At 45.6% G+C, this 15,556-nt stretch carries 16 protein-coding genes and 3 pseudogenes; 7 read left to right on the top strand and 12 right to left on the bottom strand.

What is annotated here, in order from left to right; all coding sequences use genetic code 11:
* Window positions 1-227: 227 nt before the first annotated feature.
* The 6 genes and pseudogenes from HPL003_RS16210 to HPL003_RS16190 form a co-directional block, all read right to left on the bottom strand.
* The gene (locus HPL003_RS16210; RefSeq protein WP_014280776.1) at window positions 228-1,367 is read right to left on the bottom strand and encodes a 5-methyltetrahydropteroyltriglutamate--homocysteine S-methyltransferase; all 1,140 of its coding nucleotides are present in this window, start codon (window positions 1,365-1,367) and stop codon (window positions 228-230) included.
* 122 nt (window positions 1,368-1,489) lie between these two features.
* Complete coding sequence (locus HPL003_RS16205) at window positions 1,490-2,392, bottom strand: LysR family transcriptional regulator (RefSeq protein WP_014280775.1); 903 nt, start codon at window positions 2,390-2,392, stop codon at window positions 1,490-1,492.
* A gap of 150 nt (window positions 2,393-2,542) precedes the next feature.
* Window positions 2,543-2,962, bottom strand: a pseudogene (locus HPL003_RS27635) (family 1 glycosylhydrolase); the annotation flags it as partial.
* A pseudogene (locus HPL003_RS27630) lies at window positions 2,962-3,206 on the bottom strand (PRD domain-containing protein); the annotation flags it as partial. The pseudogenes HPL003_RS27635 and HPL003_RS27630, both read right to left, overlap by 1 nt.
* A gap of 192 nt (window positions 3,207-3,398) precedes the next feature.
* On the bottom strand, window positions 3,399-3,734 hold the full coding sequence (locus HPL003_RS16195; protein WP_014280772.1) for a carboxymuconolactone decarboxylase family protein: 336 nt from the start codon (window positions 3,732-3,734) through the stop codon (window positions 3,399-3,401).
* 48 nt (window positions 3,735-3,782) lie between these two features.
* Window positions 3,783-4,169, bottom strand: coding sequence for a tautomerase family protein (locus HPL003_RS16190; protein WP_014280771.1), 387 nt, complete (start codon window positions 4,167-4,169; stop codon window positions 3,783-3,785).
* 111 nt (window positions 4,170-4,280) lie between these two features.
* Between HPL003_RS16190 and HPL003_RS16185 the strand changes: the two genes are divergently transcribed.
* Entirely contained in the window at window positions 4,281-5,171 is an 891-nt protein-coding gene (locus HPL003_RS16185) for a LysR family transcriptional regulator (RefSeq protein WP_014280770.1), read from the top strand.
* Window positions 5,172-5,298: 127 nt separating this feature from the next.
* Here HPL003_RS16185 and HPL003_RS16180 read toward each other — a convergent pair whose 3' ends face one another.
* The 5 genes and pseudogenes from HPL003_RS16180 to HPL003_RS16165 form a co-directional block, all read right to left on the bottom strand.
* Complete coding sequence (locus HPL003_RS16180; RefSeq protein WP_014280769.1) at window positions 5,299-7,215, bottom strand: PTS fructose transporter subunit IIABC; 1,917 nt, start codon at window positions 7,213-7,215, stop codon at window positions 5,299-5,301.
* A 68-nt stretch (window positions 7,216-7,283) separates the two neighbouring features.
* Entirely contained in the window at window positions 7,284-8,195 is a 912-nt protein-coding gene (pfkB, locus tag HPL003_RS16175) for a 1-phosphofructokinase (protein ID WP_014280768.1), read from the bottom strand.
* Window positions 8,196-8,197: 2 nt separating this feature from the next.
* Window positions 8,198-8,944 (bottom strand): DeoR/GlpR family DNA-binding transcription regulator, encoded by a 747-nt coding sequence (locus HPL003_RS16170; protein ID WP_014280767.1) that lies wholly within the window; start codon window positions 8,942-8,944, stop codon window positions 8,198-8,200.
* Window positions 8,945-9,427: 483 nt separating this feature from the next.
* Window positions 9,428-9,601, bottom strand: a pseudogene (locus HPL003_RS27625) (LysR substrate-binding domain-containing protein); the annotation flags it as partial.
* A gap of 171 nt (window positions 9,602-9,772) precedes the next feature.
* Window positions 9,773-9,979, bottom strand: a complete 207-nt coding sequence (locus HPL003_RS16165; RefSeq protein ID WP_014280765.1) for a DUF1657 domain-containing protein — start codon at window positions 9,977-9,979, stop codon at window positions 9,773-9,775.
* 271 nt (window positions 9,980-10,250) lie between these two features.
* Between HPL003_RS16165 and HPL003_RS16160 the strand changes: the two genes are divergently transcribed.
* From HPL003_RS16160 to HPL003_RS16140, 6 genes are all read left to right on the top strand, one after another.
* Complete coding sequence (locus tag HPL003_RS16160) at window positions 10,251-11,111, top strand: DUF421 domain-containing protein (RefSeq protein ID WP_014280764.1); 861 nt, start codon at window positions 10,251-10,253, stop codon at window positions 11,109-11,111.
* Between the two features lie 25 nt (window positions 11,112-11,136).
* Window positions 11,137-11,619, top strand: a complete 483-nt coding sequence (spoVAC, locus tag HPL003_RS16155; protein ID WP_014280763.1) for a stage V sporulation protein AC — start codon at window positions 11,137-11,139, stop codon at window positions 11,617-11,619.
* A 1-nt stretch (window position 11,620) separates the two neighbouring features.
* The gene (gene spoVAD / locus HPL003_RS16150; protein ID WP_014280762.1) at window positions 11,621-12,637 is read left to right on the top strand and encodes a stage V sporulation protein AD; all 1,017 of its coding nucleotides are present in this window, start codon (window positions 11,621-11,623) and stop codon (window positions 12,635-12,637) included.
* A 1-nt stretch (window position 12,638) separates the two neighbouring features.
* Window positions 12,639-12,989: a stage V sporulation protein AE gene (spoVAE, locus tag HPL003_RS16145; protein ID WP_014280761.1), complete on the top strand. Its 351-nt coding sequence runs from the start codon at window positions 12,639-12,641 to the stop codon at window positions 12,987-12,989.
* 26 nt (window positions 12,990-13,015) lie between these two features.
* Complete coding sequence (locus HPL003_RS28555) at window positions 13,016-13,165, top strand: hypothetical protein (protein ID WP_193372614.1); 150 nt, start codon at window positions 13,016-13,018, stop codon at window positions 13,163-13,165.
* A gap of 100 nt (window positions 13,166-13,265) precedes the next feature.
* The gene (locus HPL003_RS16140; protein WP_014280759.1) at window positions 13,266-13,676 is read left to right on the top strand and encodes a DUF4183 domain-containing protein; all 411 of its coding nucleotides are present in this window, start codon (window positions 13,266-13,268) and stop codon (window positions 13,674-13,676) included.
* A 126-nt stretch (window positions 13,677-13,802) separates the two neighbouring features.
* On the opposite strand, the gene HPL003_RS16135 is transcribed toward HPL003_RS16140, so the two are convergent.
* The gene (locus HPL003_RS16135; RefSeq protein ID WP_014280758.1) at window positions 13,803-15,497 is read right to left on the bottom strand and encodes a methyl-accepting chemotaxis protein; all 1,695 of its coding nucleotides are present in this window, start codon (window positions 15,495-15,497) and stop codon (window positions 13,803-13,805) included.
* Window positions 15,498-15,556 lie beyond the last annotated feature (59 nt).

Below are 15,556 nucleotides of genomic sequence, written 5' to 3'. Positions count from 1 at the left end.
ATAGGTATGCCCTCTACAGGATGGGCTCAAACGCAAGAAATAAATGGGGATGCTACATCTCCTATTTTCCTCTATGCATAAGGTAGTTTATACCATTTTTAATATTAATTATGAAATGCAGCTAAGTCTCACGCCAAAATAAAAACACGCCCCATGTGCTGTGGCGTGTTTTTTTGATAACGGAATCTTTAGTTTAAAGAACCTATCCAATCAATCCCCTTAAACCCTTACTTCCAAATCTCGTCCGCAATCTCTTTAATGAAAGCAAGCTTTTTCCACTGTTGCTCTTCCGTCAAAATATTGCCCTCTTCCGTAGAAGCGAATCCGCATTGTGGGCTAAGGCAGATGTGGTTGATATCCACGAATTGAGCGGCTTCTTTAATACGGTTAATGACCGTCTGCTTGTCTTCCATCTCACCCGTTTTGGAGGAAACGAGGCCCAGGACGACCTGCTGTTGGTCTTTCAGATGCTTAAGCGGTGTGAAATCACCTGCACGGTCGGTATCGAATTCGAGGTAGTAGCCGTCGATGTTGTCGATGCCGAACAGGGTTTCGGCAACAGGCTCATAGCCGCCCGAGGATGCCCAGGTGGAATGGTAGTTGCCACGGCATACGTGGGTCGTAACCACCAGATCGGCTGGGAGATCATTTACGGTTTCCTGATTCACGCGAGCAAACAGCTTTTTGGTTTCTTCTACATTCTCACCCGCATGCTGTCTGGCTTCCCAATAGTTTTTATCGCAGAGCATGCCCCATGTGCAATCATCCAGTTGCAAGCTGCGGCAGCCCTCATTATACAGGGCTTGAATCACGGATTTGTAAGCTTTAGCGATATCTTTAACGAGCTCGTCCAGATTGCTGTAATAGGTATCGGTTGTTTCTTTGTTTTCTCCACGCAACAGCTCGGCCAGGAACTGTGCTGGTGCAGGAATGGTTTGACGTGCAATCGCATCCTCACCTGCTACTTGCTTCAAGAATGTGAAGTCCTGAATGAAAGGGTGTTGGGAGTGACCGATTTTACCAGTCAAGCGTGCGGTTTCCGCTCTCGTTTCTACGCCTTGGAATTGGTAACCGTTCGAAAGCTCTACCTTTTCCACGCCATCCAGGCCCCACATAAAATCAAGATGCCACCAAGAGCGTCTGAATTCGCCATCTGTCACAGCTTTAAGCCCTACGGATTTTTGCTTCTCCACCAGCTTGATAATTTCGTTGTCTTCAATCTTTCTCAGTTCGTCCGCAGAAATTTCGTTGTTTTGGAATTTAATTCTGCCGTCTTTGATCGCTTGCGGGCGCAGAAAGCTACCGACCATATCATGTCTGAAAGGGGCCACTTTGCGTTGGGATGCATTTTCAAGGATGCTGCTCATTAGGGTTATCTCCTTTTTGCTTCTGTAGTGAAGTTCTTGTAAGAAAGATAACATACATTTTCAGTTATAATGTAACTCCAATAAACTATAGCTGGTTATAGCCAAAAGCTATACCAAATATTTTATTCGCCTATCGCCTCATGCAGCGCTTCTACATAGACGGAGGCCAGCTTGGAGAGCGAAGCATTTTTATGACAAATCCAACCTACATTAATAGACTCCTCACATTCCAAAGGCACGGAAATAATCTCGTTACCATTCAAATCCGCGCTAATTACCCCGGTAGAAATGGTATAGCCGTTCAGGCCAATCAACAGATTGAAAAGGGTTGCCCGGTCATTGACACGAATGCTTTTGGGGTGCGACAATGTGCTGAGAATTTCCTCGGAGAAGTGAAAGGAATTGTACTCCCCTTGCTCAAAGGACAGATACGGATAAGGATGAAGCTGATCAATGGTCACAATGGACTGGCGGGATAACGGATTATTGGTGCTGATAAAAATATGCGGCTTGGCCGTAAACAGGCTGATAAATTGCAGGTTCGCATCTTTTAGCAGCTTGTTAATGACCTTGGCATTAAATTCGTTGAGATACAAAATTCCGATTTCGCTGCGCAAGCTTTTGACATCCTGTATGATTTCATGGGTTTTCGTCTCCCGCAAAGCCAGCTCATACTCATCCTGTCCATATTGATTCACCAGATTCACAAATGCATTTACAGCAAAAGCATAATGCTGCGTGGACACGGAAAAATGCTGCGGTGAAGGCTTGGCATCCAAATAGCGACTCTCCAGCAGCTCGGCCTGCTCAACGACCTGACGCGCATAACCGAGAAATTCCACGCCTTCCTTGGATAAAGAAATACCTTTATTCGTACGCTCAAAAATCGTGATATGAATTTCTTCCTCCAGATCCCGAATCGCGTTCGACAGACTGGGCTGGGAAATAAACAACCGCTTCGCTGCCTCATTCATGGAACCACGGTTGGCAATCTCGATTACATATTTTAATTGTTGTAAGGTCAATGGATAGTATCCTTTCGATGGTTGTTTCTTCTATTATATAATACATGATCGTATATCTGGAAAAGAGGTTCATGAAGGCTCCAAAACATAAATACCTCCGCTAAATGGAAAGATTCCATTCAGGGAGGTGTTCTTGTGAGGCTGTTCCAATTAACGGACTTCGCCATTGGTAGCAATAAGCTTTTGATACCCATAGAAGCTTTGTTTACGAATACGACGCAGTTCCTTGAGGTCAAAACCGACCGGGTCAATCTCCCAGCCAAACTCCGTCGTTTGTAGATTGGGATTCACCGACCCTCTGTATGCTCCCGGCTCACCCACAATTTCATGCTGATCTCCTGTATGTGAAAAATCATTTCCGTCATCCAAGCTTTCTCCTACGGTTTGAGAGGTGTAATAATTAAAGGCAATAAAGTCCGGATTTCCCTTCGCTAATATGTCCATATCGCCCTCTTCAATGATAGGCTCATATCCTTTTTCGACCAAATGGCTCCAGGCAATGTGATTGTATCGACCAAATACCGCCATATCGAGATAGAGCCAGTTGCGAATGGCAGCATAGTTATCAGCGTAATCTCAACCGTTTGCTTCATTCCTTGAGCGTCTTGCCTTGCATTGACAAAATGCATGGCAATAAACTTGCTTCATGCTCGTCCATTTGAATACCAAATTGAGCATGGATAATATCCAACGCGCGCATACCAATCATAAATTTTTTTTTGTAAAATTTTTTGATTTGCCACAAAAGTGAATTTTTAAGGCCTACTGATTTCCTGTAGCGGGAGATGGCGAATTGAATATGGTCAATCAAATTTTATAGATAACAAAAAAAACCAAATAACGACTAAATAAATTAGTCATTATTTGGGTATCGCCTGCCAACCAGTAACAATCCCGAAGAGGACTTGCCCCTTCATTCAATTACTTTTACTATACCGCTTTCAAACAAGAATAACAATACAATCTTGTTCGACATCAGATGTAGTGAATAAGCGTGTACTCAACCCTAATTCTCTTTTTCTTTCCAGAATACGTCTTTGGCGATCTGAATAGCTGAGGCTGCTCGGGGCCATCCTACATAAAAAGCAAGCTGGGTGATAACCTCAGCCAGTTCTTTTTCCGATACCCCGTTCTCCTTGGCCAGATTCAGATGATAGGGAAGTTGACCCACATGTTCTCCCGCTACCAACGCGGAAACTGTAATGAGACTCCGTTCTCTGAGAGATAGCTCCCCTCTTCTCCATACATCTCCAAAAAGAACATCCTCCGTATAGCTCACAAAAGCGGGCGCAAAATCACCAACTTTTTCCCGCACACTCGACGTGATTAATTTATGCTTCATTCATTGACACTTCCCTTCGTTCCTGTTGTGCAGATGTGCAGTTTCCAGCTACAAAATCATCTGGGCAAGTCCGTTACCAAAGGACCAATCCTCTAATTCAGTTTCCACCAGTGTTACAAATACATCCTCCGGCCTGATCTTACATTCGGTGGATAAGAGTTTGGCTAGCCTTTGGTAGAAGCTCTTTTTTTGTTCCGTACTTCTGCCTGATCCAAGCGTAATTTGGATATAGAGCAGCTTGTCCGTTCTGGGTACATGTAAATAATCCGGACTGTAATAAAACTCGCTCTGCTTATGAGCATGAAAAACCTGAAAATAATCCTTTGCCGGCACCTGGAAATGTTCGATCAAAGCGTCCATGATACAGCGGCTAATCAAAGGCAGCTCCTTCTCTGTGTATTGATCCTCCATGTAACCTACTCGTACAAATGGCATGTTCATCTCTCCTGATCGTTGGGATAAGATGATTTTACCCCACCCTTTTTCATCTGTATAATTGAAAATAATCATAAATCTATTCATTTTTACCGATGGAGATGAGTGTTCATGGATCTGAAAGAGTTAACCACGTTTCGTACTATTATTGAAGAAGGAACCTTCTCAAAAGCGGCCGCCAAATTAAACTACGCGCAGTCTACAGTAACCAGCCAAGTTCAGAGACTGGAGAAGGAGCTGGGATTTCAGCTTTTTAAAAGGGGATGGGATGCGGAATTAACCGCTTCGGGGAAATGTTATGCAGAAGAGGTAGATGGGCTTATTCAGCATTGGAATTATGTATTGGATCAGGCCAAGTCTCTGAAAAAGGAGGAAATCGGCACACTCCATATTGGGGTACTCGAAACGGTAGCGGCTACCGTGCTGCCCGAGGTTCTGCGTCAATTTCGGGAGCATAAGCCGAATATGACGTGCCATTTTACGGTTGGAAACACGGATGCGCTCTCGAACGCTTTGATGGACAACACGCTTGGTTTTGCAATTTGCGGGGAACCTCACTCGATTCCCTACCTGCACTTTGAACCTGTTTATCACGAACAAATCGCCTTTATCGTATCCCGTGATCATCCCTTCGCGGCAAAAAGCGAGCTTCATCTCGAAGACCTGTATGAGTACCCGCTTATCGTTGGAGGGAAGAACTGCCTCTACCATATCAGGTTGGAAAAAGAGCTTTCCCGCTTTCCGTCGAAGCCGTTTTTTTATACCGTCAGCCAAATCTCGTCTATACCGTCATTTGTAAAAACGATTCCTTCGGTTGGAGTGGTTCTGTCGTCGTTGCCTGTGCCAGATGAACTCATCAAGATTCCTCTACAGTTGACAGATCCGACTATTCCGGTCGGACTATTACACAGTAGCCAGCACCAGCAATACATGCCTTCGGCGCAAAAACTGCTTATGCAACTGGTCAAGGAACAACTGTCTGCGCAAAGCCCCCTAACCTAATCTATGTGGAAATGGACTGGCCCAGGTAACGTTCCTCATATCAAAAAAGCCGCTAAACACACTGAATCTGTGTTTAACGGCTTTGCTTTATAAAGATTGGAGAGAACTTGCTCTCATTTATAATATGTTATTTTGCTTCAATTGGTTTTTTCCACAGTCCGAGAGCCAGTGCCGAGATCACGGAACCAATCGCAACCGCAAGCAAGAATAGCAATGCATGATTGGCAAGGAAGGCTACAAAGATACCGCCGTGTGGAGCTGGCACGTTAATTTTCCACAGCTGCGTCAGACCGCCAGCAATAGCAGAACCAACGATACAGGATGTCAGGACACGCAACGGATCAGCAGCAGCGAACGGGATAGCCCCTTCTGTAATAAAGGATAGACCGAGTACATAGTTCGTAAGACCAGACTTGCGTTCTTGCTCCGTGAATTTATTTTTGAAAAATGTCGTTGCCAGCGCAATCGCCAGCGGAGGTACCATACCGCCCGCCATAACAGCCGCCATCATAGCCCCGTTCGTATTACCACTGGATGCAAATACCCCGATGGAGAAAGCATAGGCTGCTTTATTGAAAGGACCACCCATATCAATCGACATCATACCGCCCAAAATCAAACCCAGAATAACTGCATTTCCTGTTCCCAAATTGTTCAGTGCATTGACAAGCCACGTATTAATACCACCGAAGATCGGATCGAACAAGTAAAACATAATTGCGCCTGTAATTAACAGTCCAAATACCGGGTACAGCATAATTGGCTTCAAGCCATCAAGTGCTTTTGGCAGACCTGCAAAAGCTTTACGCAGTGCGATGACCACATAACCAGCCAGGAAACCGGCAGCCAAGCCGCCCAGGAAACCAGCATTGGAATTTACAGCCATCAAACCGCCGACCATACCTGGCATCAGTGCCGGACGGTCTCCGATACTCATCGCGATGAATCCGGCGAGAACAGGAATCAGGAAGTGGAATGCACCCGTTCCACCGCCAATCGTTTGCAACAGTTGGAAAATAGGGTTATCTGCTCCCGCTACCTGCTCGAACAGGAAGGAAATCGCCAGCAAAATCCCGCCGCCTACAACGAAAGGCAGCATATGAGAGATACCGTTCATTAAATCCTTGTAAATTTTACTGCCAACGCTGGTCTTTTCTTCTTTCGTTTCCGATGCGTTCCCCTTACCTTCACTACGGTAAGTTGGAGCATCGCCGTTGAGTGCTTTGCGGATCAGCTCTTCAGGTTTACGAATACCGTCACTTACCGGTCTTTGCAATACAGGCTTACCGTCAAATCTGGCCATTTCAACCTTTTTGTCAGCAGCAACGATTACACCTTTGGCACGACGAATTTCATCCGCTGTCAGTACGTTTTGCGCACCTTCTGAGCCATTCGTTTCTACCCGGATGTTTACACCCATCTCTGTCGCTTTCTTAATGAGAGCGTCTTCAGCCATAAACGTGTGCGCAATGCCTGTAGGACAAGCAGTCACCGCAACCACAAACTCCTCAGAATCCGGGTTACCAACGATAACGTTCGGCGTTTGCTGTGCTTTGGTAGCCTCTTTTGCTGCTTTAGCTGCTTCCTCTTCCGCTTGCTTGGCATCAAACAGCTCAGACACTTCGTCTGGTGTTTGCGTTTTCATCAGCTTGTCGATGAAATCAGTATCAATTAGCAGCCGGGAAAGTGCTGCGAGTGTACGAAGATGTGTATTAGCTGCTCCTTCTGGAGCTGCAATCATGAAAAATACGTTCGCTGGCTCCCCATCCAGCGATTCGAATTCTACGCCTTTGCTGCTTTTGGCGAAAACCACGGTCGCTTCATTCACAGCTTTGGTCTTGGCATGCGGCATCGCAATGCCGCCACCAATTCCTGTGCTGGATTCTGCTTCGCGTTTGTAAATCATTTCTTTGAACAATGCCCGGTCATTGATGCGGCCACTTGCTTCAAGACTAGTGATGAGTTCCTCAATCGCTCCGTCTTTTGTTGTTGCCTGCAAATCCATGATCATCGTTTCTTTAATCATCAGGTCTGTTATTCTCATTTTTCACACTCTCCTAAGTTCGGTCAGCGTGTGGACACACGCATAATATGCTCATGCTGTAGCAGGGATTACCATTTTGAAATCGCGACTTGCGGCCGTAATTGTTCAATTTTCTCTCTTGTAGCCAGATCATCGGAAAACGCAGTTGCGCTTCCGGATGCCACTCCTGCACGGAATGCTTCGATCGGATCGCCATAAAGAGCCAGCGTTCCCACAAATCCAGCAATCATGGAATCACCTGCGCCTACAGAATTTTTAACCGTTCCTGCTGGTACATTTGCGTGATACACTTCATCTGCCGTAATGAACAATGCCCCTTCTCCTGCCATGGAAATCAGTACATTTTGTGCACCTGCTTCCAGCAGCTTACGGCCGTAAGTAACAATCCCCTCCTTGGAGTTAATAGTAACGCCAAACAACTCAGCCAGCTCATGGTGATTCGGCTTGACGAGCAGAGGCTTATGAACCAGTGCCTTCATCAGCGCTTCACCTGTGGTGTCGATGACGAATTCAGCCCCAGTCTGCTGGCACACGCTAATCAGGCGATCATAGAAGTCTCCCCCGAGTGACGGCGGGATGCTTCCAGACAAGACGACAATGTCATTTTTCTGAAGTCCCGACAGCTTTTGCACCAGCGCATCCGCCTCTTGCTCACATATAGCAGGTCCCAAGCCGTTAATTTCCGTCTCATCGCCATGCTTGAGCTTAATGTTGATCCGTGTGTCATCTTCGATGATTACAAAATCAGTTTTAATGGATTCTTCCTGCAATGTATCGTTGATAAACCTGCCTGTGAATCCGCCGAGAAAGCCAATCGCCGTGCTGTCTGCTCCCAATTGGTACAGTATTCGGGATACATTAATCCCCTTGCCACCCGGCAGCTTCAAATCTCGTTTCATCCGGTTCAAATCACCAAGCTTCAAATCGTCAACTTCCACGATGTAATCAATAGAAGGGTTCAGCGTTACTGTATATATCATTGTTATCCCTCGATTATCTTAGTTTTCTGAGCAATGGATCGGCGTGAGCGTTCAGGCACCGACTCGCTAATAAGAATAGCTTCCTTTAGTTCGAACAGTTTGGCGAAGGTAACTTCTCCAATTTTGCTGGAATCCGCCAACACATAAGTTTTGCCGGACAGCTGGTGGGCTCGCCGCTTAATCAGCGCCTCTTCAGGATCAGGAGTGGTATACCCCATTTCCACGTCTACCCCGTTCGTTCCCAGAAAGCACTTGTCGAATCGAAAATTGTCCAAATTCTGCAGGGCAATACTCCCGATTACGGCTTTGGTATGAATTTTCATCATCCCTCCCAGTAGATAGCTTCTGATTCGCTTGCTTACCAGTGCTTCTACGTGGGATAGGCCATTGGTCACGACCGTCACGTCTTTAGCTTCAATGTAAGGAATCATCGCCATCGTTGTTGTTCCCGCATCCAGATAAATACATTCGCCATCTAAAATTTCTTTGGCTGCCATGCGGGCGACTACATTTTTTTGTTGAACGTTTTTGAATGTTTTTTCTTCCATGCCAGGTTCCTGACTTTTCTGATTCAGCAAGGTTGCCCCGCCATGAATCCGCTTTAACAACTGACGGCCTTCAAGATCTATCAAATCGCGCCGAATCGTCGACTCAGAAGCCCCCAACAGATCGGCTAATTCCTGCAATTTTACAACACCACATTCTTGTAAGCGCTGTATTATTAAATTGTATCTTTCTTCCGTCAGCATCTTCATTCCCCCAACTGTTCATATCGTACCATAAACCTCACAAAAAACAATCATTTTTATTCAAAAAGATTCAAAAAGCTTCATTCCAACTTCATTTTTTTACAAAATGGTGAATTCCCAGCCCCTTCTCCATGGTTGCGTTTACATTGAAAGGGAATGCTCACCATTTTTATGTAAATTCATTCTTCTTACATAGGAATTCAGCAATAAACGTTCACAAACGTTCTGCAGTTCCCAATCAGTATTATTTTACCTTATTATAGTGCGCAGAATCATGACGAGCTATCTTTACACAGCAAAAAAACTAAACACTCGGGTTGGTCCCTCCTGTGCTTAGCAGATTTCGGCCAATTAACCTTTTACGATTCCGATGACGAAACCACCATAACCTTTGCTCCCTACCGTCTGAAGGGCTGTAGCTGTGATCCTCGATTCTTCAGCCAGCAAATCGAACAATTTTCACAGGATTATCGTGATGGAACCCAATCCCCCATAGACGGCAAAATCCACTTCTATATTTAATAGCTGCTTTAATGCATCATTAGAATTGGTTGTGTTAATCGTCATTTCGACGTATTCATATTGTTGCTTGAACTTCGCAATCCAGGTCGGAACTAGAAAATGAGCCGGTAAATAAGTAGCAGCCAGTCGGATATGCCACCAAACATTGATGGTGCTTGATTTTACTAGGTTTTTCAGGAAACATCTATAATGTTACTGAACACAAACTTTCTCTTTATATTTCAATGATTGGTTCACCCACTTCATGTTTTTTACACAGAAGAACAGCCATGCTCCTATGAACATGGCTGTTTTGCTTTCTCGTTCTTAGAAACCTTTGTATTGTGGTTCTTCATTCTCTAACTGCTGTACTCGGCCTTCGACTTGCTGCAAAATTTGTTGTGTTTGCTGAGCCGCGTTTGTAAAAAGAGTTTTTGCCTCTTGATTTTGGGTGCTCAAAGCGAATGTTTCTAAGCTAGCCTGAGCGCTTTTTAATGAAGCAACACACGTTTTGACATCGGAAGCTACGGTCATTTCGATCCACCTCCTTTAACGGATTAAGGGCGCAAGGAACGAAAATACTGCTATTCCTACCCAGGTAACATATATAATGTATCCCCTTTTTTCGAAATCATACACCAATAAGAGCGATAAAAAGCCAAATCAAAGGAGAGTGAGTTGAAACAAAAAATAAACATTTACATTTCAATGAATAAAAAGACGAAAAACTGACAATCTTGCTTATATATGGTTTACCATCAATTGGAAACTTGTACTTGGTACAAAGAATAAAGGGGGCTACATGATGCCAGATTGGTTACTTATTACACTACGGACATTGTTAGCGATTGCCGTACTTTTTATAATGACTAAGCTATTGGGAAAGAGACAGATTTCCCAGCTATCCTTTTTTGAGTACATAACTGGGATCACGATCGGAAGCTTAGCTGCCTATACTTCATTAGAAATGGATCAAAAATGGCATTTAAGTGTCATTTCATTGTCTGTATGGGTAGCCGTCTCTTTAGGGATCGAGTTTTTACAACTTAAGAGTAAAAAAGCAAGGGATTTTATCGATGGTAAACCAAGGGTAATAATTAAAGACGGAAAAATTCTGGAGGATAACCTCAAGAAGGAACGACTTACCACCGACGAACTGATGGAACAGCTGCGAAAAAAAGATATTTTCCTAGCGTCGGATGTAGAATTTGCGATTATGGAACCGAATGGAGATATCAACGTCCTGCTAACGAAAGAAAATCAATCCCTAACCCCCAAACACCTAGGCATCAAAGTGGGGCCCGAAAAGGAGCCGCAGATAGTCATTATGGATGGAAATGTCATGGATGAACCATTAGCTGTGATGGGACTCAACCGGGGTTGGCTGGATAAGGAACTCGAAACGATAGGCGTTGCAATTGAAAACGTGCTTCTTGGTCAGGTAGATACCTACGGCCAGCTTTATGTTGACTTATTTGACGATCAGATCAAAGTTCCTAAGCCTCAGACTAAAGCTTCTTTGCTGTCGACTTTAAAAAAATGTGAAGCGGATCTTGAAATGTTCAGCCTTACCACCAAAGCGCCAAATGCAAAAAAAATGTATGAAGAATGCGCAAAAGAGCTGGAACGGGTCATTGAGGAAGTCAAACCGCTACTCATTCGTTAGATCAGATGATCAGGAGGACTAAAAAATGAGCAATGAAAAGATGAAAAAAGCAACGCCAGTCCAACAGGAGTATCAAAAACTCGCCAATCAGATTGAACCCAAACGGCCCCTATTCCAAAACTGCTGGCGTGCTTTTCTTACCGGGGGGATGATTTGTGTGATTGGACAAGCAATTCAGGAAATGTTTGTTCACTGGGCCGGCTTTGATGAGAAAAAAGCAGCCAATCCCACTGCGGCCGTGTTAATTCTCATTTCTGTAATTTTAACGAGCCTCGGCGTATATGACAAATTCGCGCAATGGGCGGGTGCCGGTTCGGCTGTTCCTGTTACTGGTTTTGCAAATTCAATGGCATCCGCCGCTATCGAACATCGCAGTGAAGGATTTGTATTAGGCGTCGGCGGAAAAATGTTTAAGCTTGCCGGTCCGGTTATTGTTTTTGGAACTGTAGCCGCATTTTTTGTGGGTATTATCACGTTTGTACTTAAGGGTACTGGAGGAGGACACTGATATGCTAAAAGGGCATCAAAGTTGGATCTTTGAAAATAAACCGGTGATTCGGTCTTCAGCTACCGTAGTTGGCCCGTTTGAAGGCAGGGGGCCCCTTGCCCACGATTTTGACATCATACATGGTGACTCCATGCTGGAAGAAGAAAGTTGGGAAAAAGCTGAGAAAATTTTAATCGAGCAAGCTGCAAAACTGGCGATTGAAAAAGCAGGGTTAACTAAGGAGCAAGTCCAATTTCATATCGGCGGCGATTTGATGAATCAAATAATCAGCACCAGCTTTGCCGCTCGTACTCTGTCGATCCCCTATCTTGGCGTGTTCGGTGCCTGTTCAACCTCGATGGAAAGCTTGGCTCTTGCGTCCGCACTCGTCAATAGTGGAGCAGCGAAATTCATACTGGCAGGGACCTGCAGTCATAATTCAAGCGTAGAGAAGCAGTTCCGGTATCCGACAGAATACGGTTCACAAAAGCCGCCAACTGCCCAATATACCGTAACCGGTGCCGGTGCGGCGATCGTTTCACAGAAAGGAGAAGGACCTGTTATCACGTCAGCGACAATTGGCCGGGTTATCGATATGGGGATTACGGATCCGTTTAATATGGGGGCAGCCATGGCACCTGCTGCGGTTGACACTATTCAAGCTCATTTTCGAGATTTGCAAATCGAACCCGGTTATTATGACCTGATCGTCACAGGCGATCTGGCCAAAGTAGGCTATGAGATTGCCAACAAATTGTTTGAAAAACATAACATTCCGATTCATCAAACGGAGTATGCCGATTGTGGCATGATGATTTACGACTACGATACTCAGATGGTACAGGCGGGGGCAAGCGGTTGCGCCTGTTCGGCCGTTGTCACCTACGGTCATTTAATGAAACGCATGCGAATGGGGGAAATCAAACGCATGCTTGTTGTTGCTACAGGGGCGCTCTTATCGCCGCTTTCGTTTCAACAAGGAGAAAGTATTCCTGGTATTGCGCATGCTGTAGCGATCGAATCAGGAGGGGGAAACTGACATGATTTTTTTGTGGGCCTTTCTTGTAGGGGGCGCAATCTGCGTCTTCGGACAGATTTGTTTCGATGTGTTTAAACTGACTCCAGCCCATACCATGACGTTACTCGTCGTGCTGGGAGCAGTCGCGGACGGACTTGGCTTGTATGACCCGCTCGTTAGAATTGCAGGAGCCGGAGCTTCCGTTCCGATCACTAGTTTTGGAAACTCGCTGGTTCACGGCGCTTTGGAGGAATTACAGAAAGACGGATGGATCGGAGTCATTACCGGTATATTCAAGGTCACCAGCGCAGGTATTTCGGCAGCCATTATTTTCTCATTTTTGGCAGCTTTGCTGGTTAAGCCAAAAGGTTAAGAATACAATAGGGTCGGGTCATACGTATGGCTGTAAGAGGGACCGTAGCCATGCAACTGCTGGAATCGCTTGCGCTTTTAAACGATTGGGTACGGGATCATGATGCTAATATACGTCGTTTTGCCATCGAATTGACCCGGCCAAATATGTTCAGGACTCCGTCGGCAATTGGCTGAAGACTTCGGATACAAAAGACTCTTCCCCATCCAATCCATATCCAGATGATAGACATAAACTATGAGATATATCTGGAATATTAGGAATGGAGGAATTCCTATGTCTATTATTCGAATCTATCTGAAAGCAGACAGCATCGTCTCTGGAAACATTGCTGTCACAACGAATATTAATATCATTCCAATCGTCAATCGTTACACAGCTACTGTGGTGCTTGGAGACATTTTAGGAGGAGTGACCACCATCCCGGCACAAAGTTTTACAAATGATAGTGGTGCTTCAGTCGCGACAAACGGGCTTACCGTTCCCACCAGTAGCGGATACTATAATGTATTTGTAAATGGGACGTTGCAGCAAGGCGGATTAACAACGCTTTCCACTGCTAATCTAATCATAAATACAGGCTTGGTTGTTGGCGTAACGGTAGTCATTGAGGTGATCAATTTCAACACTAGCGCCTCCTCAACCTCTGTCAACAACGTCACAGTGACGACTACCATAAGCGACTGAGCTGACTCATCATAAAATAACCATAAAAAAACCGCCAAACACAGGGTTTCCCCTCGTATTTGCGGTTTATTTCTCTATGAACCAAATGATTTATCGGAAATGTATGTTACACATACTGCACGAAATCTAAATCTTGAAGTTCTCCACCAAAACCTGCAGCTTCTCGGCCAGTGAGGAGAGGAGCGCTGCGGAGGATTCCACTTCTTGCATGGCGGCAAGCTGTTGCTCCGATGAGGCGGACAGGGACTCCGCCCCTTCAGCCGTATGATTAGAGACCGTAACGATATTCTGAATGGCTTCAACGAGCCCTTCGGAGATCAGCGCCAGCTCCCTGACTGTGGCTGATATTTGCTCGCTTTGGGAAGACATATCGGATACGGAGACTTCGATCTCAGAGAAAGAGCGTCCAGCCGATATGATCAGCTCCTTGCCCTGCTGCATTTCGTCCGTGGAACGCTTCATAGTTTCTCCCGCCTTATCGATTTGGGGGATAATCAGACTGACCAGCTCGCTGATTTGTCTGGCGGATATGGCCGAACGTTCGGCCAGCTTGCGGACGGAGCCGGCGACAACGGCAAACCCCCGGCCTTCTTCTCCGGCGCGCGCGGCTTCTATCGCCGCATTCAGCGACAGCAAGTTGGTCTCCTCGGCGATGCTGGCGATGGTGCCAACGATGTTCTCAATCTCCTTGGAGTGACTGCTAAGCGTATCAATAATGCTTGAGAGATCACCGATGCTTTCGCTCACAGCTCCCATTTGGGAGGTGGTGGAATGCATCGATTCCCGGCCAAGACGCGCTTTCTGAACATTATCGGCGGCCTTGTTCATCGCGATGTCCGCATTGCTGGCAATATCGCTGATGAAGCGTGACATATCCTGAACGGCTTTATAGCTTCCTTCGAGGTTCTGCAGTTGGGTATGCGCCCCATCGGCCAGCTCAATCGTAACATTCACACTTTGCTCTCCAGCACGGTTCGTTGCCTGGGCGCTGGCAGACAGCTCCTGAGAGGAAGAAGCGACTAGCACGGAGGTGTGATTGACCTGAGTAATCAGGTTGCGCAGGTTCATTGTCATATCGTTGAAGTCGCGGGCCAGATTCCCGATTTCATCCTTGCTTTTGAAAAGAAGCGGTTCATGGGTAAGATCGCCCTTTGTAATAGTATTCACAGAGGTTGACAGCTTGGTAAGCGGACTTACCATACGGCGAATCAACAGATAAGCAACAAGGATAGCCACGATGAAGATGGAGCCGCCAATAATGAAGGGCTGAACAATAATATCCAACGTCCGTTCCTGAATTAACGAGCCGTCAAAATTGATAGCCATCAGTGCAACAATGGGCTTGGTGGGATCATGGTCCTGATAAATGGGGCCATATCCCGTTTTGAGCGAGGTTCCTTCATATGTATAAACCTTGGAGTATGCGGAATGCTTCATAGTAGTTATCATTTCCTTGTCTTCGTCCGTGAAGTAGAAGGAATCGCCAGCTTCATAGCCTCTTTGCTTGAAGTTGGCATCGGCGGCGAGAATTTTTCCATCCAGAGAGAGAATGAAAGCCTCTTTAAAAATAGGCTTATGTGCCACAATCCAGCCTATCCGTTCTTCAACGGCAGCAAGTTTGCTCTTATCTCCACTGACCAGGGCTGATATATCCTTAGGTTCTATAAGGCCGGTCGTAATATTGGCGCAGCCCACCAGCTCGATCCCTGCAGCTTCATCCACTTGATGGTAAGCGGTACGATATCCGAAGTATCCAATGGAGGATCCTACGAGAAACAACATGATGAGCATCATCCAAGTTAATTTTGTTGCCAGCTTCATTATTTGAACCACCGATCCTGACTCTAATAAATTTTAGTGACAATCAGTTATCACTGCTA

The organism is Paenibacillus terrae HPL-003, from assembly GCF_000235585.1.
GTDB lineage: Bacteria > Bacillota > Bacilli > Paenibacillales > Paenibacillaceae > Paenibacillus > Paenibacillus terrae_B.
This window is presented reverse-complemented; position numbering and strand designations above follow the sequence as displayed.

Coding starts and splice junctions, on each gene's coding strand:
- HPL003_RS16140 (WP_014280759.1), top strand. CDS start 13,266: ATGTCTATTATTCGAATCTATCTGAAAGCAGACAGCATCGTCTCTGGA.
- HPL003_RS16185 (WP_014280770.1), top strand. CDS start 4,281: ATGGATCTGAAAGAGTTAACCACGTTTCGTACTATTATTGAAGAAGGA.
- pfkB (WP_014280768.1), bottom strand. CDS start 8,195: ATGATATATACAGTAACGCTGAACCCTTCTATTGATTACATCGTGGAA.
- spoVAC (WP_014280763.1), top strand. CDS start 11,137: ATGAGCAATGAAAAGATGAAAAAAGCAACGCCAGTCCAACAGGAGTAT.
- HPL003_RS16190 (WP_014280771.1), bottom strand. CDS start 4,169: ATGCCATTTGTACGAGTAGGTTACATGGAGGATCAATACACAGAGAAG.
- HPL003_RS16165 (WP_014280765.1), bottom strand. CDS start 9,979: ATGACCGTAGCTTCCGATGTCAAAACGTGTGTTGCTTCATTAAAAAGC.
- HPL003_RS16195 (WP_014280772.1), bottom strand. CDS start 3,734: ATGAAGCATAAATTAATCACGTCGAGTGTGCGGGAAAAAGTTGGTGAT.
- HPL003_RS28555 (WP_193372614.1), top strand. CDS start 13,016: ATGGCTGTAAGAGGGACCGTAGCCATGCAACTGCTGGAATCGCTTGCG.
- HPL003_RS16180 (WP_014280769.1), bottom strand. CDS start 7,215: ATGAGAATAACAGACCTGATGATTAAAGAAACGATGATCATGGATTTG.
- HPL003_RS16170 (WP_014280767.1), bottom strand. CDS start 8,944: ATGCTGACGGAAGAAAGATACAATTTAATAATACAGCGCTTACAAGAA.
- spoVAE (WP_014280761.1), top strand. CDS start 12,639: ATGATTTTTTTGTGGGCCTTTCTTGTAGGGGGCGCAATCTGCGTCTTC.
- HPL003_RS16135 (WP_014280758.1), bottom strand. CDS start 15,497: ATGAAGCTGGCAACAAAATTAACTTGGATGATGCTCATCATGTTGTTT.
- HPL003_RS16210 (WP_014280776.1), bottom strand. CDS start 1,367: ATGAGCAGCATCCTTGAAAATGCATCCCAACGCAAAGTGGCCCCTTTC.
- spoVAD (WP_014280762.1), top strand. CDS start 11,621: ATGCTAAAAGGGCATCAAAGTTGGATCTTTGAAAATAAACCGGTGATT.
- HPL003_RS16160 (WP_014280764.1), top strand. CDS start 10,251: ATGCCAGATTGGTTACTTATTACACTACGGACATTGTTAGCGATTGCC.